General features: G+C 70.8%; 27 protein-coding genes. 15 read left to right on the forward strand and 12 right to left on the reverse strand.

Features of this window, described 5'->3' with window-relative positions; translation table 11 throughout:
• Positions 1–125: 125 nt before the first annotated feature.
• The gene (locus ACFVT2_RS09455; RefSeq protein WP_390014490.1) at positions 126–971 is read left to right on the forward strand and encodes an SDR family oxidoreductase; all 846 of its coding nucleotides are present in this window, start codon (positions 126–128) and stop codon (positions 969–971) included.
• Positions 972–1,142: 171 nt separating this feature from the next.
• Here ACFVT2_RS09455 and ACFVT2_RS09460 read toward each other — a convergent pair whose 3' ends face one another.
• Entirely contained in the window at positions 1,143–1,376 is a 234-nt protein-coding gene (locus ACFVT2_RS09460; protein ID WP_390014256.1) for a hypothetical protein, read from the reverse strand.
• A gap of 98 nt (positions 1,377–1,474) precedes the next feature.
• On the opposite strand from ACFVT2_RS09460, the gene ACFVT2_RS09465 reads away from it, so the two are divergent.
• Entirely contained in the window at positions 1,475–2,329 is an 855-nt protein-coding gene (locus ACFVT2_RS09465; protein ID WP_390014259.1) for a hypothetical protein, read from the forward strand.
• Positions 2,330–2,332: 3 nt separating this feature from the next.
• Here ACFVT2_RS09465 and ACFVT2_RS09470 read toward each other — a convergent pair whose 3' ends face one another.
• The 4 genes from ACFVT2_RS09470 to ACFVT2_RS09485 all read right to left on the reverse strand — a co-directional run bounded on the left by ACFVT2_RS09470 (position 2,333) and on the right by ACFVT2_RS09485 (position 5,046).
• Positions 2,333–2,686 carry a hypothetical protein gene (locus ACFVT2_RS09470; protein ID WP_390014262.1) on the reverse strand — a complete coding sequence of 118 codons (354 nt, stop codon included), beginning with the start codon at positions 2,684–2,686 and terminating at the stop codon, positions 2,333–2,335.
• Positions 2,687–3,102: 416 nt separating this feature from the next.
• On the reverse strand, positions 3,103–3,513 hold the full coding sequence (locus tag ACFVT2_RS09475) for an arsenate reductase ArsC (protein WP_390014265.1): 411 nt from the start codon (positions 3,511–3,513) through the stop codon (positions 3,103–3,105).
• Positions 3,506–4,624: an ACR3 family arsenite efflux transporter gene (gene arsB, locus ACFVT2_RS09480; protein WP_390014267.1), complete on the reverse strand. Its 1,119-nt coding sequence runs from the start codon at positions 4,622–4,624 to the stop codon at positions 3,506–3,508. The genes ACFVT2_RS09475 and arsB overlap by 8 nt, the downstream gene beginning before the upstream one ends.
• The gene (locus tag ACFVT2_RS09485) at positions 4,621–5,046 is read right to left on the reverse strand and encodes an ArsR/SmtB family transcription factor (protein WP_390014270.1); all 426 of its coding nucleotides are present in this window, start codon (positions 5,044–5,046) and stop codon (positions 4,621–4,623) included. Before ACFVT2_RS09485 ends, arsB begins: the two co-directional genes overlap by 4 nt.
• 79 nt (positions 5,047–5,125) lie before the next feature.
• Here ACFVT2_RS09485 and ACFVT2_RS09490 point away from each other — a divergent pair, with 79 nt between their 5' ends.
• The gene (locus ACFVT2_RS09490; protein WP_390014272.1) at positions 5,126–5,554 is read left to right on the forward strand and encodes an ArsI/CadI family heavy metal resistance metalloenzyme; all 429 of its coding nucleotides are present in this window, start codon (positions 5,126–5,128) and stop codon (positions 5,552–5,554) included.
• A gap of 202 nt (positions 5,555–5,756) precedes the next feature.
• Positions 5,757–6,344: a hypothetical protein gene (locus ACFVT2_RS09495; RefSeq protein ID WP_390014275.1), complete on the forward strand. Its 588-nt coding sequence runs from the start codon at positions 5,757–5,759 to the stop codon at positions 6,342–6,344.
• Between the two features lie 105 nt (positions 6,345–6,449).
• Here ACFVT2_RS09495 and ACFVT2_RS09500 read toward each other — a convergent pair whose 3' ends face one another.
• Positions 6,450–6,908 (reverse strand): Lrp/AsnC family transcriptional regulator, encoded by a 459-nt coding sequence (locus ACFVT2_RS09500; protein WP_390014277.1) that lies wholly within the window; start codon positions 6,906–6,908, stop codon positions 6,450–6,452.
• 128 nt (positions 6,909–7,036) lie between these two features.
• Here ACFVT2_RS09500 and ACFVT2_RS09505 point away from each other — a divergent pair, with 128 nt between their 5' ends.
• Together ACFVT2_RS09505 and ACFVT2_RS09510 are read left to right on the forward strand one after the other, a co-directional pair.
• The gene (locus tag ACFVT2_RS09505; RefSeq protein ID WP_390014492.1) at positions 7,037–7,723 is read left to right on the forward strand and encodes an AzlC family ABC transporter permease; all 687 of its coding nucleotides are present in this window, start codon (positions 7,037–7,039) and stop codon (positions 7,721–7,723) included.
• Positions 7,716–8,045 (forward strand): branched-chain amino acid transporter permease, encoded by a 330-nt coding sequence (locus tag ACFVT2_RS09510; RefSeq protein WP_390014280.1) that lies wholly within the window; start codon positions 7,716–7,718, stop codon positions 8,043–8,045. Before ACFVT2_RS09505 ends, ACFVT2_RS09510 begins: the two co-directional genes overlap by 8 nt.
• Before the next feature lie 75 nt (positions 8,046–8,120).
• Here the strand turns inward: ACFVT2_RS09510 and ACFVT2_RS09515 are convergent, their stop codons facing one another.
• Positions 8,121–8,798, reverse strand: coding sequence for a nitroreductase family protein (locus tag ACFVT2_RS09515; protein ID WP_390014282.1), 678 nt, complete (start codon positions 8,796–8,798; stop codon positions 8,121–8,123).
• Positions 8,799–8,942: 144 nt separating this feature from the next.
• Here ACFVT2_RS09515 and ACFVT2_RS09520 point away from each other — a divergent pair, with 144 nt between their 5' ends.
• Positions 8,943–9,830, forward strand: coding sequence for a DUF2268 domain-containing protein (locus ACFVT2_RS09520; protein WP_390014283.1), 888 nt, complete (start codon positions 8,943–8,945; stop codon positions 9,828–9,830).
• Positions 9,831–9,986: 156 nt separating this feature from the next.
• Here the strand turns inward: ACFVT2_RS09520 and ACFVT2_RS09525 are convergent, their stop codons facing one another.
• From ACFVT2_RS09525 to ACFVT2_RS09540, 4 genes are all read right to left on the reverse strand, one after another.
• On the reverse strand, positions 9,987–10,865 hold the full coding sequence (locus tag ACFVT2_RS09525; RefSeq protein ID WP_390014286.1) for a GNAT family N-acetyltransferase: 879 nt from the start codon (positions 10,863–10,865) through the stop codon (positions 9,987–9,989).
• Positions 10,866–10,896: 31 nt separating this feature from the next.
• Entirely contained in the window at positions 10,897–12,348 is a 1,452-nt protein-coding gene (locus tag ACFVT2_RS09530; protein WP_390014288.1) for an amino acid permease, read from the reverse strand.
• A gap of 158 nt (positions 12,349–12,506) precedes the next feature.
• The gene (locus tag ACFVT2_RS09535) at positions 12,507–13,463 is read right to left on the reverse strand and encodes a hypothetical protein (protein WP_390014291.1); all 957 of its coding nucleotides are present in this window, start codon (positions 13,461–13,463) and stop codon (positions 12,507–12,509) included.
• A 219-nt stretch (positions 13,464–13,682) separates the two neighbouring features.
• Positions 13,683–15,020 carry an MFS transporter gene (locus tag ACFVT2_RS09540; RefSeq protein ID WP_390014294.1) on the reverse strand — a complete coding sequence of 446 codons (1,338 nt, stop codon included), beginning with the start codon at positions 15,018–15,020 and terminating at the stop codon, positions 13,683–13,685.
• A gap of 130 nt (positions 15,021–15,150) precedes the next feature.
• On the opposite strand from ACFVT2_RS09540, the gene ACFVT2_RS09545 reads away from it, so the two are divergent.
• Together ACFVT2_RS09545 and ACFVT2_RS09550 are read left to right on the forward strand one after the other, a co-directional pair.
• Positions 15,151–15,684, forward strand: a complete 534-nt coding sequence (locus ACFVT2_RS09545; protein ID WP_390014297.1) for a CGNR zinc finger domain-containing protein — start codon at positions 15,151–15,153, stop codon at positions 15,682–15,684.
• A 584-nt stretch (positions 15,685–16,268) separates the two neighbouring features.
• Entirely contained in the window at positions 16,269–16,646 is a 378-nt protein-coding gene (locus ACFVT2_RS09550; RefSeq protein WP_390014299.1) for a winged helix-turn-helix domain-containing protein, read from the forward strand.
• Between the two features lie 85 nt (positions 16,647–16,731).
• On the opposite strand, the gene ACFVT2_RS09555 is transcribed toward ACFVT2_RS09550, so the two are convergent.
• Positions 16,732–18,465, reverse strand: coding sequence for a hydrogenase maturation protein (locus tag ACFVT2_RS09555; protein WP_390014301.1), 1,734 nt, complete (start codon positions 18,463–18,465; stop codon positions 16,732–16,734).
• Positions 18,466–18,828: 363 nt separating this feature from the next.
• Here ACFVT2_RS09555 and ACFVT2_RS09560 point away from each other — a divergent pair, with 363 nt between their 5' ends.
• From ACFVT2_RS09560 to ACFVT2_RS09585, 6 genes are all read left to right on the forward strand, one after another.
• Positions 18,829–18,993 carry a hypothetical protein gene (locus ACFVT2_RS09560; RefSeq protein WP_390014304.1) on the forward strand — a complete coding sequence of 55 codons (165 nt, stop codon included), beginning with the start codon at positions 18,829–18,831 and terminating at the stop codon, positions 18,991–18,993.
• 115 nt (positions 18,994–19,108) lie between these two features.
• Entirely contained in the window at positions 19,109–20,350 is a 1,242-nt protein-coding gene (locus tag ACFVT2_RS09565; RefSeq protein WP_390014307.1) for a hypothetical protein, read from the forward strand.
• Positions 20,347–20,904 (forward strand): hypothetical protein, encoded by a 558-nt coding sequence (locus ACFVT2_RS09570; protein WP_390014308.1) that lies wholly within the window; start codon positions 20,347–20,349, stop codon positions 20,902–20,904. Before ACFVT2_RS09565 ends, ACFVT2_RS09570 begins: the two co-directional genes overlap by 4 nt.
• A complete protein-coding gene (locus tag ACFVT2_RS09575) occupies positions 20,901–22,148 on the forward strand; it encodes an MFS transporter (RefSeq protein WP_390014311.1) in 1,248 nt (415 codons plus the stop codon). The genes ACFVT2_RS09570 and ACFVT2_RS09575 overlap by 4 nt, the downstream gene beginning before the upstream one ends.
• A gap of 235 nt (positions 22,149–22,383) precedes the next feature.
• Positions 22,384–22,800: a hypothetical protein gene (locus ACFVT2_RS09580; protein WP_390014314.1), complete on the forward strand. Its 417-nt coding sequence runs from the start codon at positions 22,384–22,386 to the stop codon at positions 22,798–22,800.
• Between the two features lie 105 nt (positions 22,801–22,905).
• Complete coding sequence (locus ACFVT2_RS09585) at positions 22,906–23,508, forward strand: carbonic anhydrase (protein WP_390014316.1); 603 nt, start codon at positions 22,906–22,908, stop codon at positions 23,506–23,508.

Consider the following 23,508-nt stretch of genomic DNA (forward strand, 5'->3'; position numbering starts at 1 on the left):
TTTCCTGTAGGTACCTACTATACGGACGATGTTAGCGTCCCTCTGTCGCCCGGAGAGCACATCCTCCGAGGCGGTCACGCCCACGTGGGCACCCTCAACCCTCCATCCTCACAAGGGAGTTGTTCCTGATCGTAGTGACGGGGGCGACCGGCAACGTCGGCCGTTCGCTCGTGCAGACGCTCGTGGCCGCCGGCGAGCAGGTGACCGCCACATCCCGGGGAATCTCTGCGGCGGACGTGCCGCAGGGCGTCCTGCCGCGGCGCGCGGACCTCACCGACCCCGCGAGCCTGAGGCCCGCCTTCGACGGCGCCGACGCGCTCTTCCTGCACAGCGGCGGCGCCCAGGCGCACCTGCTGAGTCCGCGGGACATCCTGGACGTGGCCAAAAGCGCCGGTGTCGTGCGGGTCGTACTGCTGTCCTCCCAAGGTGTCGCAACCCGGCCCGAGTCGGCCTCCCACGGAGTTACCGCACGCGCCGCCGAGGACGCGCTACGGCAGTCGGGGCTCGCGTGGACGATCCTGCGGCCCGGCGCCTTCCATTCCAACGCGTTCGCCTGGGTCGAGTCGGTCCGCAGCCAACGGGCTGTCCACGCACCGTTCGGCGATATCGGGCTGCCCAGCGTCGACCCGGCCGACATCGCCGCGGTCGCGGCGACAGCACTGCGGGGAGACGAACACGCGGGCCGGATATACGAGTTGACCGGGCCGGCGCTGACCACGCCCCGGCAGTGCGCCGGCGCGCTCGGCGACGCACTGGGCGAACCGGTCCGCTTCGTCGAGCAGACCCGGGACGAGGCCCACGCGCAGATGCTCCACTTCATGCCCGGGCCCGTGGCCGAGACCACGCTGACCATCCTCGGCAACCCTTCCCCCGCCGAGCAACGCCTCAGCCCCGACGTGGAACACGTCCTCGGCCGCCCACCCCGCACCTTCGCCGACTGGGCCCGGCACCACTCCCCCGCCTTCCGCTGAGCCCTCGGCCGCGGCCTCTCCCCGGCCCCGGCCCTTCTCTGCCCCGGTTCTCCTCCTGCCCCCGTTCACGACGTCCGTCCCTCACCATCCACCGTGCCGAGGCCACCACCTCGCCCCGAGGTGAGGGTCGGACTCGGTCGGCGACCGCTCCGGGCCGCACGTGCGAGCGCGTCATGACTGGTGCCCCTCCCAGGTCATTTCCTTGAGCGCCATCCGGGCGGCCGGAGCGTGGCCAGGGATGTCAGCCCAGTAAGGGTGCGTGGCGATCTGCACGGAGAGCCGCTGAAGTCGGCGGCGCAGCACGGTCGTCTGCGCGGGGCTCTTCTCCGCGGCAAGCTGTCGATAGGCGGCGTACCAGGCGGATTGGGCCTGTACGAGGTCGGGAGGAAAGGTGTAGTGCGTCATGAACCAAATTGCATCACATGTTCGAATTACGGTGCAGCACTCACAAGAGTGAACATGGCGTCGTGTGACTGAGGGCCTGGGCCATCGCAGTCCGATCGTTGTCGTCAGAGATCCATGGCCCCTACGGTCGTGCCATCGAAGGTCGGGCGAACAGGAACTCGGGGGCGTCAGTGGAGAACCTTGCGGATCCGCACGCGGCGGTGGGCTTCGTTTTCGTCAGTGACGAGTCCCCTGGCTACCTGAAGGCAGCGACCGCTGGCACACGGGTGACACTGCCCGCGTTCACTCCGCCGTGGATCGTGGTCCACCACGCGTGGGAAGGCGTGTCTGTCACGAGTTGGCCGGGGCGGCTCTTCCGGGTGCAGGTGGTGCCTCCCACGACAGACGAGGAGCGTGCCGCGATGGCACGAGCCGCCGAGGGTCTGGCTTCGCACGCCGACTACACGCGCGCCATCGCCGTCGACCTGTTGGAGGAGCTTTCCCCCTCGGTGCTCTTCGGCCCCCATGGCGACACGGTCCTCCGCGTCATCGAGGCCGGAAGCGCCCTGGACGAGGCGGGTGCACGGGCACTCGCGTCCGCTCGCCACCCCGCAGCCGAGCGGGAGTACGGCCAGGCATGGCACCGGTGGCTCGCTGAACAGCCGGAAGCCGCGCCCTACCGAAACCTCGATCACGCATGGACCCTGGCGATCCCCGGGGCCGGCCCTTCGAGATCGCCGATCGGGCACGGCTTCTCCCTGATCTGGAAGACGGTGAGCGCAAGTGCCCGGGACCGAGGCAGCGCGGGGTCCCTCACCCTCGATGAGGACGGCGATGAAGTCCTGGCAGACCCATGGGAGACGGCCCTGGGCGCGCTGCTCGATGCCGCGATGGCCCTCGGCGCACCGCACTTGGCGGACCGCGACGCCGTCACGGTGCTGACCGCAGCGTGGAACACGGTGTTCAAGCCATGACGTTCAGGGGTGGCGGTGGAGTCTGTCGATACGGCGGGTGAGTTCGGTGGCCGTGTAGGAGCAGTCGAAGCGGTCCGTATCGGCGAGAAGGTCACGGGCCAGGTCGTAGCGGGCGAGGGCGTGCTCTTCCCGTGTTCCGTACCAGTGCTCGACGGACAGCATCCACGGCGCGACGTCCTGGAACCCGTCGGCGCCACCGGCCTCGCGGATCAGGGACTTGGAGAACTGAGCGCCGGTGTCGAAGAGCGCCGACGGCGTAAGGATCCGCGTCGGCATCCGGATCGGCTCGGTGCCGAGCACGGCGTGGGCCCGGTCGAGCAGGGGGCAGGCCGTCGCCCAGTCACTGCCCTTCACCATGACGTGGAGTACCCCGCGGTCATGGGCGAGCACTCAATCGGACCAGGCGACCGAGCAGTTCACCACCGACGGTCTCCCGCTACCGACGACGACCTGTTGGCCCACCTCTCCCCGCTCCGGTTCAACCTCCTCAACCACCGCGATTTTGTCGGCCCCTAGCGCATCGCCACTTCCACCGATGCGTTTGAGCCGGGAATGCGACCGAAGGCGATCGGGCACCGGCACGCACCTCTCGGTGAGCGGCGCCTGCCGAGGACCGCCGGGAGCGACGGGGATGGCAGCCACGCGCCGTAGTGGGGCGTGGCCGCCAGCCCCGTGTTCGCCCGCCGGCGGTGCGACATCACCAGCTTCGCAAGGCAGGCGGGGCGTTCGTGCACTGCCCTGGCCCCGCCCGGGCCTGTCCCGTCACGTCAGGTTCAAGCGGACAACAGCTCGTCCAGCAGGCCGTCGACGCGCCGCTCGATCTCGTCGCGGATCGCCCGGACCGCCTCGACCCCTCGGCCGGCCGGGTCGTCGAGCTGCCAGTCCAGGTAGTTCGTGCCGGGGAAGACGGGGCAGACGTCTCCGCAGCCCATGGTGATCACCACGTCGGATGCTTGCACCGCTTCCATGGTCAGCACCTTCGGCGTCTCGGCCGACAGGTCGATGCCGACTTCGGCCATCGCCTCGACCACAGCCGGGTTCACTGTGCCGGCCGGAGCGGAGCCGGCCGAGCGGACTTCCACCTGGTTGCCGGCGAGGTGGGTGAGGAAGGCGGCAGCCATCTGGGAGCGTCCGGCGTTGTGGACGCAGACGAACAGCACCGATGGCTTGCGGGACTCAGTCACGGGCGGGCTCCTCAAGGCCAACTGGTTCGGTGAACGGGACGGGGGCCGCGTTGGAGAAGAGCCGACGGGCGGCCAGGGCGACGTACACCAGGCCGATCAGCACGGGCACCTCGATGAGGGGGCCGACGACGCCGGCCAGGGCCTGCCCGGATGTCGCGCCGAAGGTCGCGATGGCGACGGCGATGGCGAGTTCGAAGTTGTTGCCGGCCGCGGTGAACGCCAGGGTCGTCGCCCGCGGATAGTCCAGCCCGACGGCCTTGCCCACGGCCATCGACCCGGCCCACATCAGAGCGAAGTACACCAGCAGCGGCAGCGCGATCCGCACGACGTCCAGCGGGCGGGAGGCGATCGCGTCCCCTTGCAGGGCGAAGAGCACGACGATCGTGAACAGCAGCCCCCACAGGGCGAACGGGCCGATCCGGGGGATCAGCTCCCGCTCGTACCAGGTGCGGCCCTTGACCTTCTCGCCCAGGCGCCGGGTGAGGAATCCGGCGGCCAAGGGGATGCCGAGGAAGACCAGCACGCTGCGGGCGATCTCCCAGGCGCTGACGTTCAGCCCGGTCTGTTGCAGCCCGAGCCAGCCAGGCAGGACCGAGAGGTAGAACCAGCCCAGCAGGCCGAACGCCAGGACCTGGAAGACGGAGTTCAAGGCGACCAGGACGGCGGCGGCTTCCCGGTCGCCGCAGGCCAGGTCGTTCCAGATGATGACCATGGCGATGCAGCGGGCCAGTCCGACGATGATCAACCCGGTCCGGTATTCCGGCAGGTCGGGCAGGAAGAGCCAGGCAAGCGCGAACATCATGGCCGGGCCGACGATCCAGTTGATCACCAGTGAGGGGATCAGCAGGCGGCGGTCCCGGGTGACGGTGTCCAGGCGGTCGTAGCGGACCTTGGCCAGTACCGGGTACATCATCACCAACAGGCCCAGCGCGATCGGCAGCGAGACGCCGCTGACGGCCACCTTCGCCAGCGCGTCCCCCAGCCCCGGGACCAGGCGACCAAGGCCGAGGCCGGCGGCCATGGCCAACAGGATCCACACCGCCAGGAAGCGGTCGAGAAACGACAGCCGGGCCGCGACCGGACCCGCCGCCGCGGCGTTCCGCGCGCTCACGACGCAACCCCCGCCGCCGTCTCGGCGGGCGTCTCGGCAGGCGTCCGGTCGGGCTGCGGGAGGGGCCGGCCGGCGGGGCGGGTCAGGATGCCGGCGAGTCGATCGGTCATCTCAGGCAGCAGCCAGTAGTACACCCACGTCCCGCGGCGTTCGCAGTCGATCAGCCCGGCCTGCCGCAGCAGCTTGAGGTGGTGGGAGATCGTCGGCTGGGACAGGTCGAAGGCCGGGGTCAGATCACACACGCACACCTCGCCGCCGGCCCTGGACGCGATCATCGACAGCAGTCGCAGCCGCACCGGATCGCCCAGGGCCTTGAAGACCTGCGCCAGCTCGACGGCCTGGTCCTCGTCCAGCGGCGCGGTGAGCAGCCCCGGACAGCACTCCGGTGCCGGGCCTGGCACCTCAAGCTCTTGATTCGACATGCGTCTATATTGACAAACTTCAACCCAAGGCGCAACGTTGCATCGACAGGCATCAATGCAACGTGATCAGGAGGTCGCCATGTCCCGCATTCAGCTCGCACTCAACGTCCCCGACCTGGAGGCGTCGGTGGCGTTCTACGCCAAGCTCTTCGGCGTCCAGCCGGCCAAGCGACGCCCCGGTTACGCCAACTTCGCCCTCGCCGAACCGCCGCTGAAGCTCGTCCTGATCGAAGGCGAACCCGACCAGACAACCCGCCTGGACCACCTCGGCGTCGAGGTCGCCTCCACCGAGGAGGTCACCGCCGCCACCGACCGCCTCAAGGAAGCCGGGTTGGCGACCTTCGAGGAGAACGACACCTCCTGCTGCTACGCCCTCCAGGACAAGGTCTGGGTCCACGGCCCGGGCAACGAACCCTGGGAGGTCTACGTCGTCAAGGCCGACGCCGACCAACGGGGCAAGACCCCCGCCCAGGAAGCATTGAAGCTCGCGCAGGAGAGCGGCTGGTGAGCGCCCGAACCGGCAGGGCCGAGCACGGCAGTTGGCGGCTTTGGCGGCCCTCCCGGTCGGCGCGTGGCGTTCAGGGCCGGAGCCGGTACCCGAACGCCGGCCGGCCCCCGCACCGCATCGCGGACGTGCGCACGTCAAGGTCGCGTACGGATCCGCGAGGCGACCGTCCGGGCACTTGGCGGACAGCGGATATAACGCAGGAGTGAAAGAAAAGCCCGGCCTGTCGCCCAGTCCGTCGTTCACCGCCTTCGGCCTGCTCCTCGCCGCGGGCGTACTCGCTCTGGCCGTCTGGCTGGTGTCCTTGGTCTGGGGCCCGTTCGCCTATCGCGCGGCCCTGGCCGGTACGCCGGGCACCCTCACCCCGGCCCATTGCCACGTCACCGGCAGCGGCAAGTACAGCAGGCGCGATTGCACCGGCACGTTCGTCGCCCTGAAGGGCACATTCACCGACCCCTCGGCACACGCCTACGAGGTCGCGCGCATCGACGACGGCCCCATACGGCTCCAGCGCCGGTCCGACGGCGGATACACCCAGCCCCTCTCGTCGCGCGCCGCGATGATCCTCGGCATCGTCTTCGCCATCGTGAGCGGCGCGGCGGCGCTGTTGCTCTTCCTGTGCCTGATGCCCCTGCGGGTCTCCTTCGGGAAGGGCACACGGCTCAGCGCGAATCCGCAACCCTGGGGTGCACTGCTGTGGCTGCTCAGCAGAGTGTCCGCGGGGGCGGCGGCCGCGGCAGCCGCCTGCCTGGTGTTGATGGTGGTGCTTCCGCTGGCCGAACGGTTCCTCTGACGTCGGACGGGCGCGACGGGTCTGACGGACGCGACGGGCGCGGCTGGCGCGACTGGCAGACCTACCCACTCGGCCGGCGGCCGAAGTGCGGCGCCGAGCGGCCGCTCAAAGGTCGGTCTTGATCTTCTTCATGGTCAGGTGGGATTCCACCCGGAGGACGCCGCGCAGGCCCGTGAGCTTGCCGGTCAGGAACGCTTCGTAGGCGGCGTGGTCGGCGACCGCGACGCGGAGGAAGTAGTCCGGACGACCGAAGAACCGGCGCAGTTCGATGACTTCCTCATAGGACGCCACGGTGTTCTCGAACTCCTCGACGGTCTCGCGATCGGTGGCGTACACCTCGACGTCGACCAGGACCTCCAGGCCCCGGCCGACCGCCGCAGGATCGATGACGGCGCGGTAGCCGGCGATGACCCCGACCTCCTCCAGCCGCTTGACCCGGCGCAGGCACGGCGGCGGAGTCAGCCCGACGCGCTTGGCCAGTTCGACGTTGGTCAACCGCCCGTCCTGCCGAAGATGAAACAAAATTTCTCGATCGATGGCATCGAGGTCGATTTCATTGCTCACACGGCGATTCTACGGGCACAATCAGCAACCATATAAGATCCATTTGGTCGTAAAATTTCGACATGGCAATACCTTCGGCCACCGTCGACGCCCCCGCTCGGTCCGCGCCTCCCGCACCCTCACCCCGGTTGCCGCCCCAGGCCCGGGCCGCCTTCAAGGACTCCACCTCCGTGGGCCTCGGCCTCGTCCCGCTCGGCCTCGCCTTCGGCGTGCTCGTCACCCACTCCGGTCTCGCCTGGTGGTGGGCGAGCCTCTTCACCACCCTCATCTACGCCGGATCGTTCGAGTTCCTGCTCATCGGCCTGGTCACCGCCGTCGCGCCGCTGGCAACGGTCGCCCTGACCGCCTTCCTGGTCAACATCCGGCACGTCTTCTACGCGCTCTCGTTCCCCCTGCACCGCGTCGAGGGCCGGCTCGCCAAGACCTACAGCACCTTCGCGCTCACCGACGAGGCGTACGCCCTGTCCACCGGCGAGCAGGCCCGAACCTGGCCCAGCCGCCGCATCCTGTGGCTCCAGTTGTTCATGCACCTGTACTGGGCCGGCAGCGCCACCGCCGGAGCGCTGCTCGGCTCGCTGATCCCCGACGGCGTCACCGGGCTGGACTTCGCCCTGACCGCCCTGTTCACCGTGCTGGCCATCGACGCCATCCGGGACCGTCGCGGTGACCTGGCCACCCCCGCCCTCGCCCTCATCAGCGCCCTGGTCGCCCGCCTCGCCTTCCCCGAGCAGTTGCTCCCGGCCGCCTTCGCCCTGTTCACCGCCGGGCTCCTGGCCCGCCACTTCGTCACCGGCAGGAGGGCCGCCCGTGCCTGACACCCCCTACCTCATCGCCGCGGTCGCCGTCTCCGCCGCCGTCACCTGGGCCCTGCGCGCCCTCCCCTTCGCCGCCCTCGCCCCGCTGCGCGCGAGCAGGACCATCCAGTACCTCAGCCGCCGCATGCCCGCCGGCGTCATGGTCATCCTGCTCGTCTACTGCCTGCGCGACCTGCCGGTGACCGAACCGCGGGCGCTCGCTCCCCTGGTGGCGCTGGCCGTCACGATCGGTCTGCACCTGTGGCGCCGCAACGCCCTGCTGAGCATCCTCGGCGGAACGACCGTCCACGTCGTCCTGGCCAGCACGGTCTTCGCCCACTGATCGCGCACGCCGCGAGCCGCTCACCGACGTTCGGGGGCAGCGCTCGGCGTGGTCCCGGCCGTGGCCGAACGCCTCTTACGGGGCGCCGGAGTTGCCCTGATCGGCCATGTCCTCCCGCTGTCCCTCGCCGTCCGCGCCGAGGAACGTGACCGTCTCGGGGAGTGGGGCCCGGCCGGTTCGGGCGTGCCTGACGGTGGTGTCCTCGTAGCCGATCGACATGCCGCAGAACAGGATGAGCTCCTCCGGCGGGGTGACGATCTCCGCGACGGTCCGGTGGTACGCCGACCACGCCACCTGCGGGCAGCTGTGCAGCCCCTCGGCGCGGAGCAGCAGCATGACGGTCTGGAGATACATGCCGAGGTCGGCCCACTGGGTCGGCGCCGACCCGCGGTCGATGTAACAGAAGAGCGCGGCGGGGGCGCCGAAGCACTCCCAGTTCGCCCCGACGGCCCGCTGCCGTGCCGCGGTGTCGTCCCGTGCGATGCCGAGCGCGGCGTACCGCTGCTCGGCTGCGGCGAACCGGCGCTCTCGGTACGGGGACGCCAACTCGGCGGGATACATCTCGTACTCCCGCTCGTCACCGGCGTCGCCCGCGGCCAGTCGCCCGGCGGTGCACTGCTTGAGTTCGGCGAGCGGTGCGCCGGGCGTCGGAGGCTCCGTGTGTCCGGTGATCGATGGTCGGTGGTCGGTGGTCCCTCTGTAGGACGGTCGGGGGCGGGGGAAGGTGACCGGAGATCGTGTGTGACGGCTCACGAACCGGCCGGGGCGGGGCGAGGCGGCCCGGGTGCGAGACGCATGGCCGCGCTGGATCGGATCGGTGAGTGGGTGGGAGGGCGGTGCCGGTTGCGTCGACGTGGCTTGACCCTCCGGTAACCGGAGGCCCTACGGTCCCGAGACATGAAGATCGTTGTTCACGACACGGCGTCCGCGATGCTCGACCTCCTCCAACGCCCGCAGCAGGAGCGGCCCGACGCCCTACGAGAGATGCTCAGCCCGCTCCGCGGCCCGATGGCGGTGATGGGTGACATAGATCAGGTCCAGGTGCACCAACGGGGCAGCGGTTTCCGCCTCGACCGCGAGGACCCGCGGTACGTGGCCGCCCTGCACCAGATGCAGGACGCGCGGGTGTGGAACCGGATCGAGGACTCGCTCGCGGCCGCGTGGGAGCGGATCGGCGGCGCGGTGCCCGGGATCAAACACGCCGAGACCCTGCACGTCGTCGTGGTGCTCGGCGATCCCGACGACCACCACCTGACGGTCCGCAGTGCCGGCTATCTCGGGCTGGGCGGGTTCCCCGGCGCGATCCACCTGCTGATGTGGCCCACCGAGACGAGCCTGGCGAAGATCGACCACGCCGCCGCGCACGAGCTCCACCACAACGTGCGCTACGCGAACGTGGTCTGGAACCCGATGACGGTCACGGTGGGGGAACAGGTCGTCGCGGAGGGGCTGGCCGAGGCGTTCGTCCGGGAGATGGCCGGCGAGCAGGCCATGGGCCCGTGGGCGACGGCACTGACCGGCGCCGAGATGGACCGTGCGTACGAGAAGGTCACCGCAGCGATCGACCTTGCCGGTATGCGGAACCTGCCGCCGTACGTGTTCGGCGACGCCACGGCACGGCTCATGGGGCACGAGCCCGTGGGGTTGCCGGACTTCGCCGGGTACGCGGCCGGGCTGCGGATCGTGGACGCCCACCTGGCGGCCTCCGGCCTGACCGCCGCCCAGAGCGTCGCCCTGCCCGCGCGCGAGGTCCTCGTCAACGCCGGTGTGCCGACCGGCGCGTGACCGTCCCGGCACGAGCGCACCCACCGCTCGCCGGCGGAGACCCGTCACCGGCGTGGCGCACGACGGCGCTGCCGCGGGCCCCGGGGACTGAGCCCTGCAGAGTCCGCGGCAGCGGTCGGCCGGCGTAGGCGCGGCGGGGGTGCGGCGGAGGTGCGGTCACCCCAGTTCGAGGCTGGTCACGCCGAAGGTGTGGGACGCGTCCACGGTCGGGACCGGGCCGGTGTACATGCGGACGGTGTGCGAACGGGGCGTCAGTCCACGGCCGGTGGCCAAGGTGTGGGCGGGGGTGTTGGGTTCGGGGATGTCGAGGCTGACCTCGTCGGCGGGGTCGAGGCGGCGGATGAGGGCGTCGAAGAGGGCTCCGGCGGTCTGCGGGGAGTCGGCGAAGAGCGGGCCGATGCGGTAGCCGGAGTGGGCCGGGCGCAGCACGCCGTATCCGGCGACCTTGTCGTCGCGGAGGTGGACCCGGGCGGTGTGGCCGGGCGCGGTCAGCCAGCGGGCGACGAAACCGCGCCGGTCGGCGGGGAAGCAACGGCGGTCGTAGGCGGCGATCGCGTCGAGGTGGGCGACGGTGACCGGGTGGGTGTCCGGGGAGGGCGGGGCGCCGGGGGTGGGGCGCCCGGTGTAGCGGAGGGTGTCGTGGGCGGTGGTGAAGCCGGCGCGCCGGTAGGTGTCCTGCTGGGCGGGGACCCCGTCCAGGCCCACGGTCCGGGCCCCGGCGTGCGGGAAGGCGGTGCGCCAGGTGGCGAGGCCGAGGCCCTGGCCGCGGAGGCCGGCGGCGACGAGGTAGTAGCCCAAGAAGGCGTAGTCGGCGGAGTAGTTGACGAGCGAGACGGCCGAGACGGTGCGGTCGCCGAGGCGGCCGAGGTAGAAGCCGTCGGGGTCGGTGGGGTGGAAGTGGGCGATGTCGCCGTCGCCGGGGTTCCAGCCTTCGTCGGCGGTCCAGCCGGCGATCTCGTGCCAGTGGTCCAACGGGGCTGCGGTGACGGTGAGTTCGCCGCCGCCCGTCGGAGTGGTGTGGGTGGTCGGTCGCATCGGGGGTGCGTCCCTTTCTGGTGGGGCGGGGTCAGATCAGGTCCATCGCCGCGACCTCGTCGGGGCTGCCGTAGCTGACCGGCCCCTGGAAGCGGCGGCGGGCGGTGGCGAACCACCAGACCGTGGCGATCACGAGGACCACCGCCAGTGCGATCGGCGCGTAGTTGAAGGACTCCGGGGTGACCGGGTAGTGCTGCGGCAGCATGAAGAGGAGGTTGCTGATGACGATCCACAGGACGGCGATCGCGGCGACCGGCTTGCCGTAGCGGCCCAGGTTCCACGGTCCGGCCTGGAAGTCGTCCAGTCGCAACCGGAGGAAGATCGGCACGCCGTAGGAGAGGAAGAGGCCCACCACGTTGACGCTGGCGACCGCGGTGAAGGCGGTCTGCGACCACCAACCGGGGATGACCAGTACGAGTGAGCAGACGGCGGCGAGCCAGACGGCCTTGACGGGGGTGCGGGTGCGGTCGGAGACCGAGTGCCACCAGCGGGAGCCGGGCATCGCGCCGTCGCGGGAGAAGGCGAAGATCTGCCGGGTGTTGCTGGTCATGTTGGCGAGTCCGCAGAAGAGCATGGCGCCGATGACGATCAACAGCAGGAGCTTCGCGGTGTGTACGCCGAGCGCGTCGATGAGGATCGCCACCGGCGGGGCGTCGGCCTTCGCGGCGTGGCCGTAGTCACGGATGGCGTACACCAGAGCGAGTATGAGGATCAGTCCGGTGATCGCGGAGTAGCTGATGGCCCGCATGATGCCGCGCGGGGCATTGACGCTCGCCTTCACCGTTTCCTCGGACATGTGGAAACTTCCGTCGAAGCCGGTGAACGTCCAGCTGGCGACGAGCAGACCGAGCATTCCGCCGTAAATGGCGTTGGTGAAGCCGGTGTTGTTGGCGAAGTGGGTGATGAAGGACGGTTCTTGATGATGCGTCGGAATCAGGGTGAGAGTGGCGACGATGACCACCATGCCGATCAGCAGCCACCACACGGAAATACGGTTGACTACCGCGACCAGGCGCACGGTGTAGGTGTTCGCAAGGGCTTGCACCAGCAAAATGGCCGCGGTGATGCCGACGGTCTGCGGTCCGGTGGGCACATACGAAGGCCATTGCATGGCGATGAACGCCTGGATGAAGGTGGCGGCGGCGAAGTTGGTGGCGGCGGTGCCGCCGACCTGGCCGACGAAGTTGAGCCAGCCGGTGTACCAGGACCAGGCGCCCTGGTGGCGCTTGGCGAGCTTGCCGGCGGAGAAGTAGAGCGCCCCGCTGGTCGGGTACACGGAGGCGATCTCGCCCATGGCGGCGCCGACGAACAGCACCATGAGGGAGACCGCGATCCAGCCGAATATCAGGATGCGCGGGCCGCCGGCGTTCAGGCCGAAACCGAACGAGGAGAAGATGCCGGAGATGATGTTGATGATGGTGAAGGAGATGGCGAAATTGTCGAAGGGCCGGAATCTTCGGGTGAGTTTCCGCGGATAACCCATGGCATGCAGGGTCGCGTCATCATCGAGGGTGGCGGGGTCCACACCGTGCGGGATTTTCGAGCGGGTTTTGGCGCGGGATGGGGAGGACGTACGATCGGACACTACCGAAACCTTTCTGTTGGTGGGGACAACGGTTCGGCGGGGATGCGGTCAGTGCGTCACAGATCGTGCGGAACGGGAAGTCCGCACGCTCTTCGTGCTTTGGTCAATTGCTCTTCCGGATCACCGAAGGCACTCCAGGGCATCCGTGACGCATAAGGGCCCATGGCCGTCAGGACTTCGCGGGCCTCGAATTCGCACTTCGCCATGAACAGCGCATGGGCGAGATAGGCCAGATCCACGACCGGGGTGAAGCGGTAGCCGGCCACGGTGGGGAACCAGTTGCGGTGGACGCCCGAAGCGGCGGTGATCCACTGCGGCTGTTCCCAGGTGCGGTCGGCCAGCAGCGCGTCGGGGTTGTAGTCCTCGACGAGTGCCACCAAGGGCAGCAGCCGGAGCGGTGAGGAGGCCGCGGCGCGCTGGCTCAGAAAGGCGGCGACGTCCCAACTGGCACTGGACGAGCCGCCGTAGCGGGTGAAGAAGAAGGACAGGAAGCGGTGGTGGGCCTCGCGGTGCCAGGGGTCGAGCCGGAGGATGTGCGCGAAGAGGTGCCAAGGCCCGGTGGGCGAGGTCAACAGTCCCTGAGGAGCGGCGTCCTGGGGGCGGTCGAGCCGGGCCAGGGCGAGCTGGGCGACCCAGGGGGTGGGGTCCTCGGGCGCCAGTTTCGCGGCCCGTTCGCAGGCGGTGCGCGCTATCCGGTCCAGGGCGCCGGCCCGCCGGTCGCCGGCGTCGGCCATACGCAGTGCCCGGAGCATCGCCACCCGGGCCCATAACAGGGCAGCGTCCGGTCCCGGTTCTTCGGCGAGCCAGCGTTCAGCCAGGTCGGTACCGGCCGCTTCGGAGGCCAGTACCAGTGATCGGTGGGCCCGTAGCTCGAAATCCTGACGGGTCTCCCGCAGTACCTCATGAGCACTGAAGTAGCGCCCGGTGCGGACATCCATACACGCTCGCGCCAGCGCCCGGTCATCGGCTGCTGGACTCCATACGTACTGCCCCTCGAATGAGCCGGCCGGCATGTTCCCCTCCCGGTGCACGCAGGTGTCTTGCGGCACCTACGCATTCGTCCATGCCGAATTCGGCCGGACCGCCGCCGCTGGTCAGTCGGCAGCGGCCCACACCCTACTCATTTCGTCCTCTTTTCGAAAACAGTCGTCTGGAATATCTGGTTCCGCACCTTTTCGCCGCACGAAGTTTGAAACGCAGACCACTGCGTCGGCAGGTTATGACTGGCATATTCACTCCTTCCGGCAGACCAGCCACGCCACCAGTCCACCGAACGCCGCGACCGAGCCCGCCACGAGGAACACCGCGCCCAGTCCGTCCGCGTACGCCGCCGGTGCGACGCCGGTTCCCGTCCCCGGTACGGACCGGCGGAAGACGGTGCCCAAGAGGGCGATGCCCAGCGCCAGTCCGAGCTGGCGGGCGCTGTTGGCCGCCGCGCTGGCGACCCCGCTGTGGGCCGGTTCCGCCGCGGCCATCGCGAGCGCCGGCAGGACCGGTGAGACCAGGCCGGCACCGACTCCGGTGACGATCAGGCCCGGTATCAACACCGGCCAGGAGGAGCCGGGTTGGACCAGGAGCAGCAGATCGCCGGCGGCCACCAGCAGGGTGCCGCCACCGACGCTCCAGCGGGCGGGCATCCGGTGCAGTGCGCCGCCGGCCAGTGCGGAGGTGGCGAAGAAGGCGAGCGGTTGGACGGTGATGACCAGGGAGGTGGCGAACGAGCTGAGCCCGGCGCCGTTTTGGAGCCAGAGGGAGAGCACCGGCAGGAAGGCGAACGCGCCGAGGTAGTAGGCGCCGGAGGCCAACAGCAACCCGTTGAAGGCGGGGGTGCGGAACAGTCCGAGCGGCACCATCGGACGGTCCGCGACGCGCTCCACGACGGCGAAGACGAGCAGCAGCACCACACCGGCGCCGAGGCCCAGCAGCGTCGAGCCATCGCCCCAGCCGGCTTCGCCGCCGCGAATGAAGCCGAAGGTGATGCCGGTCGCGGCGAGGCTGAAGGTGGCGATCCCCGGCCAGTCGATCCGGGCCGCGCTCCGGGCCCGGTCGGCCGGCACCTTGGCGGCCAGCCACAGCGCCACTGCGCAGAACGGCAGCGCACCGTAGAAGATCCACTGCCAGGACAGCAGTTGGGTCAGCATGCCGCCGGCGACATTGCCGATGCCGGCGGCGGCGCCGGCGACCGCGCCCCAGACGGCGAACGCGCGGGACCGGTCGCGCCCGGTGTAGGCGAGGCCGATCAGCGGGACGAGGGTGGCGAACATCGCCGCGCCCGCGCAGCCCTGCACCGCACGGGCGACGATCAGCAGGGGGACGTTCCCGGCCAGCGCACAGGCGAGGGTGGCGACCGTGAAGACGGCGAGCCCCAGGACGTAGAGGCGTTTGCGACCCAGGACGTCGCCGAGGGAACCCATCCCCAGCAACAGCCCGGCCAGGGCGAGGGTGTAGACGTCGGTGATCCATTGCAGGGCCCCGAAGTCGGCGTGCAGATCGCCGGCCATCCGGGGCAGCGCCACCGTCACGATCGTCGCGTAGACCAACAACAGGAAGGTGCCCAGGCAGGCCGCCACGAGGGGCAGCCAACTGCCGTGTTCCGGCGGGGTGTTGTCGGACCGGGAAGACCGGGAAGACCGGGAAGAGGGGCAAGGCGGCCGGCCGGCCAGGGGTGCGTCCATGACCCCACCCTGTTGTAATGGTCCTATGCAGTTGAACCCTTACGGGGAGGACGCGGTCCGCTATGTGACCGACCTCACCAACTCCCCGCCGACCAGCGCGAAGGAGCTGGCCCAGCGCTCCGTCGCGGCCGGCATGGTCCTGGACCGGCCGGTGACGGACGAGGATCTGGCCGAGGTGCTGGTGTACGTGGACCACTGGGCCGAGGTCGTCGACGCCACCACCGACGCCCACCGGGCGGAACTGCTCAACGCGCTGCTCGCGGACGCCGCCAGACATCCCCGCCTCACCGATCATGCCGACGGCGGCTGGCACATCCACTACCGCGAGGACGGTCAGAGCCTCGCCGGGGTGCTGCGGGCGGTGGCCAGTGTCGGCACCGCGCTCCATCTGACCGGGCTGGGCATGCACCGGCTGGGCCGCTGCGCATTGGTTGAATGCGGCAATGCCTTCGGGGACTTCAGTCGCGCGGGCCGACAGCGGTACTGCTCCCCCACCTGCGCCAATCGCGATGCGGTACGGCGACACCGCGCCCGGCGGGAGAAGGAGAACGGTTCATAAGGGAGCCGTAAAGAAATCGGTGTGCAATACACCGCTTCCCGACCGTCGGCGACTCGACGCATCGGGTCGCCGCCCGCACCGATGGGGGCAAACACGAAATCGGCTCAAGAGCAACCGTAATTAGCGGAAGCTACTATCCGGAAGCGCGCGATCACATGTAGCGTTCGGTCAGACCGGTGACGTGACGGTTGTTCACGTCACGGCCGAGTCCGGGCACGGGCGCGAACGCCCTCCCTAACAGGGATGGGAGGGTGATTGGCCCGCTGGGCGCACCCGCATCACGAGTGCCGGTGTACCCGCCCGACTCCCCACCGGCCTGCGCAGCGATTGCGGCGTAACCGAACCGCGCGCCGCACGTCGAGCACCGCCATGTCTGTCCGAACACGCCTGCTTTGCAAGAGGAATGGGCCCAGATCATGTTTATGAACGCGTCGACGACCCCCCTTGCGTTGCGACCGGATGCCGATTTCGGTCGGCCGGCAAAGGCCGGCCCCGGCGGAGGGCCACCCTTGGCGGTCGACCGGCTCCCCGACGGCAAGTGGCAACTCACCTTGCACGATTTGGAGCCCGTATCGGTTCATCGATTGACCTCCGACAAGCTCCACATCATCCTCGCCCCGCCCTGCGCGCAGCCGCCCGCTCCGCTCTCCGGTACGCAGCCGTCCGGAGAGGCCGCGCCGGACCCGATCCAGATCGACACCGCGGCCCGCACCGTCTCCATCGACGGTCGGCAGATCGACGTCCCGCGGCTGGAGTTCGACCTGCTGGCCCACCTGGTGCTGAACCCGCGGCGGGCGTTCACCCGGCCGCAGTTGATGGCCGCGGTCTGGCCCGACTGCCGGTCCAGCGACCGCACGGTGGACGTGCACGTCGCCCGGCTCCGGCGGCGGCTGGGACCGGGCCGACGGAAGCTGATCAGCACCGTCTTCGGCATCGGGTACAAGTACCTGCCGACGACGTGAATCCGGCCGCGTAGGCGCTACGGGAGGAACGGGCCGGCGGCCGCGCAGGTGCGGCCGCCGGCCCGTTCCGGCCGAGTACGCCCGGTCAGCCGGATGCGTTCACCGTGCCGCCCCCGTGCGCGGCGCCGGCGTTCAGGTACGCCGGCGTACCGGGCGAGGGCTCCTTGCGGACGAAGGCGCGGCGCAACGCGTGGTACGGGGCGTCCGGATCGAAGAAGGTGCGCCGCATACGGGCGAGTTCGTCCTCCCGGTAGGCGGCGAGCGGCCGCCGCGCCTCGTCGCACTCCCGACGGTCCTTCTTCGTGGCGATCCGGGACTGGACGCCCGGTGACGCGGCGAGCCGGCGGGCGAGCCGTCCGGTGTGGTCGCCGAACTCCTGCGCGGTGCAGTCGAGGATCCGGTCGACCAGGCCGAGCCGCTGCCCGCGGGCCGCGGTGACCGGCAGGGCGCGGGCCGTCAGGTGCCCGGCCGTCTCCGGCCCGACCCGGCGCGGCAGGGTGTACGTCCAGTACTCCGAACCGTGGAGGCCCATCAGCCGGTAGTGCGGGTTGAGGACGGTGGCCGAACGGCACCAGACCTCGTCGGCGGCGAGCGCCACCATCGCGCCGCCGGCCGCCGCGTTACCGCCGAGGGCGGCGACCACCAGCCGGTCGGTGGTGGTGAGCACGGCGTGCACGAGGTCGTCGATGGCGTTGATGTTGGCCCAGGACTCCGCGGCGGGGTCGGCGGCCGCCTCGATGACGTTGAGGTGGATGCCGTTGGAGAAGAAGTCCCGCTGTCCGCCGAGGACCAGGACGGTGGTGGGCCGGGTGCAGGCGTAGTGGTAGGCGGCGAGCAGCCGCCGGCAGTGGTCGGTGCTCATCGCGCCGCCGGGGAAGGCGAAGCGTAGGAATCCGGCCGGTCCGTCCTCGTGGTAGCGGATGTCGGTCCAGGTGCGGGGGCCGTCGCCGCTCTCCAGGGGGGCCGGGACCTCGGGCAGCGGCGGGAGCCGGTCGCCCAGGGCAAGGGTGGCGGGCAGTTTGACGGTGGCGGGCTCCCCCGGGGCGCGGGCCGGACGGAGTTCGGGGATCCAGACGGCGCCGTCGGCGGTGGCCCGGCAGAGCGCGCCGTGGCGGGTGGCGAGCAGTTCACCGGGGCGACCGGTGAGGGTGTCCTCGGGGTGGCCGCCGTGCAGGAACCAGGTGCCGCCGAGGAGTTCGTCCCGTACGCCGGGGCGGGAATCGGCGGCCCGGAGGGTGCGCAGGACGGTCTCGGTCGGGTCGGCCGCCCAGTCGATACGGCGGTCGGCCTGGCGGAGCGGGGGTCGGGGGCGGCCGAGGAGTCGGGCGGCGGGGAGGGTGTGCTGCGGTTCCGGGCGGTGGGTGCCGGAGGCGAAGCGGGCGACGGCGGTCAGCAGCGCCTCGATGGCCGCGTCGGCGATCTCGTTGCGGTACAGGTCGCTCTTGCCGACGGCCGGGACCGGGCATTCGACCGTCGCCCAGATGTCGCCGGCGTCCATCTCCTCGTTGGCCTGGAGGACGGTGACGCCCCACCGCTCGGCGCCCAGGTGCACGGCCCAGTCCACCGAGGACGGCCCGCGGTCGCCGAGCGGGCCGGGGTGGACGATCAGGCACGGCCAGGCGGACCAGACCTCGCGGGGGACGGCCGTGGTGAGTATCGGCGCGACGATCAGATCGGGGGCGTGTCGCGGCACCAGCGTGGCAAGTGGGGTCCCGCGGGTGACCAGTTCGACGCCGAGGTGGTGTCCGCGGTCGGCGAGTTCGGCATGGGCGCGCTGGGTCAGACTGTTGAACGCGCCGGCGAGGAGCAGGATGCGCACAGCGGGCTCCCTGGGGTGGGGGAAGCGGTGGACGGTCGTGATCGTTCCCCGTGCGCGGCGGCCGGGCGGCGGACCCGCTGGGGAGGTCACCCGAACGCACCCGGCCCGGGACCGCCGGGCGGCGGACCGCCGTGGTGTGGCGCCACAGTGTCGAGTTGACTACTCGTCAGAAAGTTCCGCGGTCGATCACCGCGGCGGGATCTCGCCAAAGTTGGCGCACCGCCCCTCGTTACCGCACCCCTGACATTGCCTTTCATTGACATTCACTTGGGGATCCTTTTACCTTCGTTGGGTTGGCATCGGCGCAGGTCATCACCACACCGCCGGGCGCCGGCTCCCCTTCCCACACCTATGGAGGTCCCCATGGAGCAGCTCATCAAGAAGATGGCCCAGGACAACGTCTGGCAGAGCTGGGTGGCCGCCAACTCCGCGGGCGCGGACCCGCGGACGGCGAAGAGCGGCTGCATCAGCGCCGCCCCCAAGACCGGCTGCATCAGCGCCGCGCCCAAGAGCGGCTGTATCTCCTGACGCCCGGCTGACGGCCCCGGCGGGCCGGCGACCGTACCGCTGCCGGCCCGCCGACCGGCCCACCGCACCCGACGTCCCGGGCGGCCCCCGTCCGCGCACACACCCGAGGGATCCCATGGAAGGCCAGCCGACCGCCGAGGTCATCGAGCAGATCCGCGACATCCCGATCTACCGCGCGTCACTGGCGAAGGGCCACTTCCCGGTGCTCGACAAGCCGGAGATCGCCCGCGGCTTCCCCGACAACTGGATGACACCCCGGCTGGCCGCCGCGCTGGAGTCCGGCGAGGCCGAGTTCGTGCTCACCACGGGCACCAACCACGCCCGGATGCAGCTCATCCGGCCCCCGTACTTCCTGCTGCACTCCTACTACCGCCTGTGGAGCGAGCACCCCGACCTCGCCGCCACCTGGGAGGCGGGATGCCGCCGCGTCTCGCTGACGACCGTCCTGGCGACGGAGCACGTCGCACGGGTCAACGCCGCCAAGCGCGGCGCCGCACCCGACCCCGTGCCCGGCCTCGACGACCGCCGGCTCGACGACCGCACGTGCTATCTGAACCTGCGGCTCGACCCGGCGCTGTGGAGCCGCGACGACGTGGTCCGCATGCTCGACGAACTCCGCACCGCCCAACAGGCGCACCCACAGGGCTGGTACCACCTCGACTGCTCCGCCTACCACCTGGCACACCTGGTGCGGAAGGTCGGCGAATGGGGGCTGTGGGACGACTTCCCGCCGCCCGCCAGCATCATCCACGCCTACGAATACACACCGGTCAACGTGCAGCGCTTCCTGCACCAGCACTTCGCCTGCCCCATCATCGACCTCTTCGGCAGCACCGAACTCGGCTACCTCTACTCCAGCGACCGCCGCGGCAACTACCGGCCGCACCTGGACGAGATGAGCGTCGAACTCCACCCGGTCGCCCCGGACAGCACCCTGTACCACCTCATCGTCTCCAGTGTGCGCAACCCCTACATGCCGCTGATCCGGTACCGCTCGGGCGACTGCGTACGGACCACGGACGGCACCCCCGACCCGGAGAAGATCGCCCAGTTCTGCGGACGCCAGAAGGAACTGCTGGACACCCGGCACGGTCCGGTGGCCCAGGGCGACCTCGACCGGTGCATCGGCGGGACGACCCCGCAGATCTTCGTCCACCAACTGCGACTGGTGGGCACCACCGAGGCACGACTGGCGTACACCACCTTCAGCGGCGCGCCCCTGGCGCCGGCGGACACCGCCGCGCTGGAACGGAGCATCACCGAACTCACCGGCCGGCACTGCCGGCTCGACCACCGTCCGCACATCCCCATCGGCCGGTCCGGGAAGTACTCCTGGCTGGCGAGAGGAGAAGCATGACCCACCGGACCGCGCCGGCGACCGCGGCCACCGCACCCGCCGCGAGCGCCCCGCACCGGTTGATCTCCGTCGAGGACCTCCGGGACCTCCTCGGCGCACCGTTGCACACCGAAGTCATCGCCCACTTCGAGGAGAAGACCGGTGCGCCGCGGGAGTTCGTGGCGCGCCAGGTCACCGAATGCCTGCGCTACCTCTACCTCGTCTCCCGCTACCGCGACCGGCTCAGCGGGCTGTTCCTCCCCGTCGAGCAGGACATCGACGAGATCTGGCACTACCTCATCCTGCAAACCCGCGAATACCGCGCGCTGTGCGAGCAGCGGCTCCCGGGCGGCTACTTCATCGAGCACCGCAGCATCGGCTACGAGGCGTACCAGCAGGAGCCGGGCCGGGAGCAGGCGCTCGACGAGGCGCTGCGCTGGATCCCGTTGTACTGCCGGGAGTTCGGCCCGTTCGACGAAGACGCGCTGCCGCACTGGACCATCGTCCGCTTCCTGCACCAGCGGATGGGGCTGTCCCTCGCGGAGATCGCGGCGCTGGAGCCGCTGGCCGCATGACCGCTACCGCGCCGCGGCGGCTCCTGGCCGTCCTGGTGTTCTCGCAGGTGCTCAGCGGGGCGGGCCTGGCGGCCGGGATCACGGTCGGGGCGCTGCTCGCCGAGGACATGCTCGGCTCGACGGGGCTGGCCGGTGTGCCCAGCGCCCTGTTCACCGCCGGCGCGGCGCTGGGCGCCGCGGGCATCGGCCGGCTCTCCCAGCGCCGGGGCCGTCGCCGCGGGCTCGTGCTGGGGTACGGGGCCGGGGTGCTCGGCAGCCTGGGCGTGGTGGCCGCCGCCGCCCTGGACAGCGTGCTGCTGCTCTTCCCGTCGCTGCTGGTCTACGGCGCGGGCACCGCGACGAACCTGATGGCGCGCTACGCGGGCGCCGACCTGGCCCCGCCGGACCGGCGCGGACGCGCGGTGAGCACGGTGCTGTTCGCCACCACGCTCGGCGCGGTGGCCGGCCCCAACCTGGTGACGGTGACCGAGAATCTGGCCCTGGCCTGGGGCGTGCCCCGGCTCGCCGGGCCGTTCCTGTTGGCCGCCGCCGCGTTCGCTGCCGCCGCCGTCGTCCTGGCCTGCCTGCTGCGGCCCGATCCGCTGCCGGCGCCCCGGGCACCGGCGGCGGCCGGTTCGGGTGCGCCACCGGACGACGGATCGGCCACCCCCGCGACCCCCGGTCTTACGGCCGGACAGCGGCGCGGTCTGGCCGCCGGCACCACGGTCATGCTCCTCACCCAACTGGTGATGATCGCGCTGATGACCATGACCCCGGTGCACCTGCGCGCGCACGGCCACGACACCCAGACGGCCGGGCTGGTCATCGCGCTGCACGTCGGGGCGATGTTCCTGCCGTCCCCGCTCACCGGGCTGTGGGTCGACCGGGCCGGGCCGCACCGGGTGGCCGCGGCGTCCGGGGTGACGCTGCTGGGCGCCGGACTGCTCGCCACGCTCACCCCGCCGCATGCGGTGGCCGGGCTCGCCACAGCGCTGGTACTGCTGGGCATCGGCTGGAACTTCGGGCTGGTCAGCGGTACCGCGCTGGTCACCGACGCGCTGCCGCCGGCCCGCCGCGCCACCTCCCAGGGGCTGGTGGACGTCGGGATCGCGCTGGCCGGTGCGACCGGCGGGATGGCCTCCGGACCGGTGCTGGCCGCGGGCGGATTCCCGGTGCTGGCGCTGGTCTGCGGGGTGCTCGCGGCGGCGGTGGTCCCTGTGGCCGTACTGGCCGCCCGGGGAGCCGGCGACGCCCGATATCCCTGAGAAACCACGCAACATGGTGTCATTTCCTGTTTTCAAACTGGAAACCTGGATGCTGCACTATGGGAGCGCGGTTCCGGAAACACGCGGTCGGCGCTGAGCGCACGCGGTCCGCACCACGTCCCGACGACCGAACCCGGGTAGCACCGCGGCCGACCGCGCCGAGCGCGCGGCGGCCCCACCCCCTGCCGAACGACCGAACGGCCCCCGACACCACGGGACGACACGGAGGACGACGATGCGGAAGGACACCGGGATACCGGGGGCGCGCCCCCGGATACCGACCCTGTGCCGTCTGCCGCTGACCGCGCTCGTCGTCGTCCTGACGTTCCTGCTGGGTGCGGCGGCACCGGCGTGCGCGGTCAAGTCCGCGCGCCCGGCCGCCTCGGCGTCCAAGACCGCCGGCGCACCGGCCGCCGCGAATTCCAGTTCCGAAGAGGAGAAACACCCCAAGCGCGAGACCGAGCGCAGCCGCCCCAGGCGGCTTACGCCGGCCACTGAGGGGGTACCGCCCACCCGGCGCCCGCTGCCGCCGCACCTGAGCGGAGCGACCGGCGACGACGAAGCACCAGGACGGGTATCGGCCACCGACGGTGCCCCAGAGGCGCCCAGACCGGCCCAACTCCCCGTTCTCCACTGCGTCTTCCGCTGCTGAGCGGCTCCGTGGCGAGCAACGGCCGCGCGCCGTGCCCCGCCATGTGAGTGCCGCACGCCCTCGCCATCCCCACGATGGCACCACTCATCAGCAGGAGACCTCCTCGTGGAGACCTTCATCCAGCATGCCCGGGGCCTGACCGCCCGCATAGCCGCACAGCAGGAAGAACAGGAGACCTTCGGCCGGCTCGCCGCCGGGCAGTCGCCCCTCGCCCTGTTCATCACCTGCTCCGATTCCCGGGTCATCCCGTCCCTGATCACCGGGGCCCGGCCCGGTGAACTCTTCGAACTCCGCACGGCCGGCAACGCCGTGCCCGTCTACCAGGAAGGCATGGCGGCCAGCGCGGAAGCCGCCACCATCGAATACGCGATGCGGGTGCTCCGGGTCGCCGACATCGTCGTCTGCGGCCACTCGCACTGCGGCGCGGTCGGCGCCCGGGCCCGCGGCGAGGACCTGACCGGTGCGCCCGCCGTCCGCGACTGGCTGGCGCTCCAACTCTCCGACGAACTGCCGGGCGACGACGGGCCGGCCGTCACCACGGCCGTGCAACGCCACGTGCGCCGGCAGCTGGACCGGCTGGGCGACTACCCGTGCGTGCGGGAGCGGCTGGACGCCGGCGAAGTACGGCTGCACGGCTGGTTCTACGAGGTGCACACCGGGTCGGTGTCCGTGCACCAGCCGGCCGTCGACGCGTTCCTCCCTCTGTGA

The organism is Streptomyces sp. NPDC058000 (assembly GCF_042886435.1).
Lineage (GTDB): Bacteria > Actinomycetota > Actinomycetes > Streptomycetales > Streptomycetaceae > Streptomyces.

Coding starts and splice junctions, on each gene's coding strand:
- ACFVT2_RS09460 (WP_390014256.1), bottom strand. CDS start 1,376: ATGACGCACTACACCTTTCCTCCCGACCTCGTACAGGCCCAATCCGCC.
- ACFVT2_RS09470 (WP_390014262.1), bottom strand. CDS start 2,686: ATGGTGAAGGGCAGTGACTGGGCGACGGCCTGCCCCCTGCTCGACCGG.
- ACFVT2_RS09485 (WP_390014270.1), bottom strand. CDS start 5,046: ATGTCGAATCAAGAGCTTGAGGTGCCAGGCCCGGCACCGGAGTGCTGT.
- ACFVT2_RS09490 (WP_390014272.1), top strand. CDS start 5,126: ATGTCCCGCATTCAGCTCGCACTCAACGTCCCCGACCTGGAGGCGTCG.
- ACFVT2_RS09520 (WP_390014283.1), top strand. CDS start 8,943: ATGAAGATCGTTGTTCACGACACGGCGTCCGCGATGCTCGACCTCCTC.
- ACFVT2_RS09525 (WP_390014286.1), bottom strand. CDS start 10,865: ATGCGACCGACCACCCACACCACTCCGACGGGCGGCGGCGAACTCACC.
- ACFVT2_RS09530 (WP_390014288.1), bottom strand. CDS start 12,348: ATGGGTTATCCGCGGAAACTCACCCGAAGATTCCGGCCCTTCGACAAT.
- ACFVT2_RS09535 (WP_390014291.1), bottom strand. CDS start 13,463: ATGCCGGCCGGCTCATTCGAGGGGCAGTACGTATGGAGTCCAGCAGCC.
- ACFVT2_RS09545 (WP_390014297.1), top strand. CDS start 15,151: ATGCAGTTGAACCCTTACGGGGAGGACGCGGTCCGCTATGTGACCGAC.
- ACFVT2_RS09560 (WP_390014304.1), top strand. CDS start 18,829: ATGGAGCAGCTCATCAAGAAGATGGCCCAGGACAACGTCTGGCAGAGC.
- ACFVT2_RS09565 (WP_390014307.1), top strand. CDS start 19,109: ATGGAAGGCCAGCCGACCGCCGAGGTCATCGAGCAGATCCGCGACATC.
- ACFVT2_RS09570 (WP_390014308.1), top strand. CDS start 20,347: ATGACCCACCGGACCGCGCCGGCGACCGCGGCCACCGCACCCGCCGCG.
- ACFVT2_RS09575 (WP_390014311.1), top strand. CDS start 20,901: ATGACCGCTACCGCGCCGCGGCGGCTCCTGGCCGTCCTGGTGTTCTCG.
- ACFVT2_RS09580 (WP_390014314.1), top strand. CDS start 22,384: ATGCGGAAGGACACCGGGATACCGGGGGCGCGCCCCCGGATACCGACC.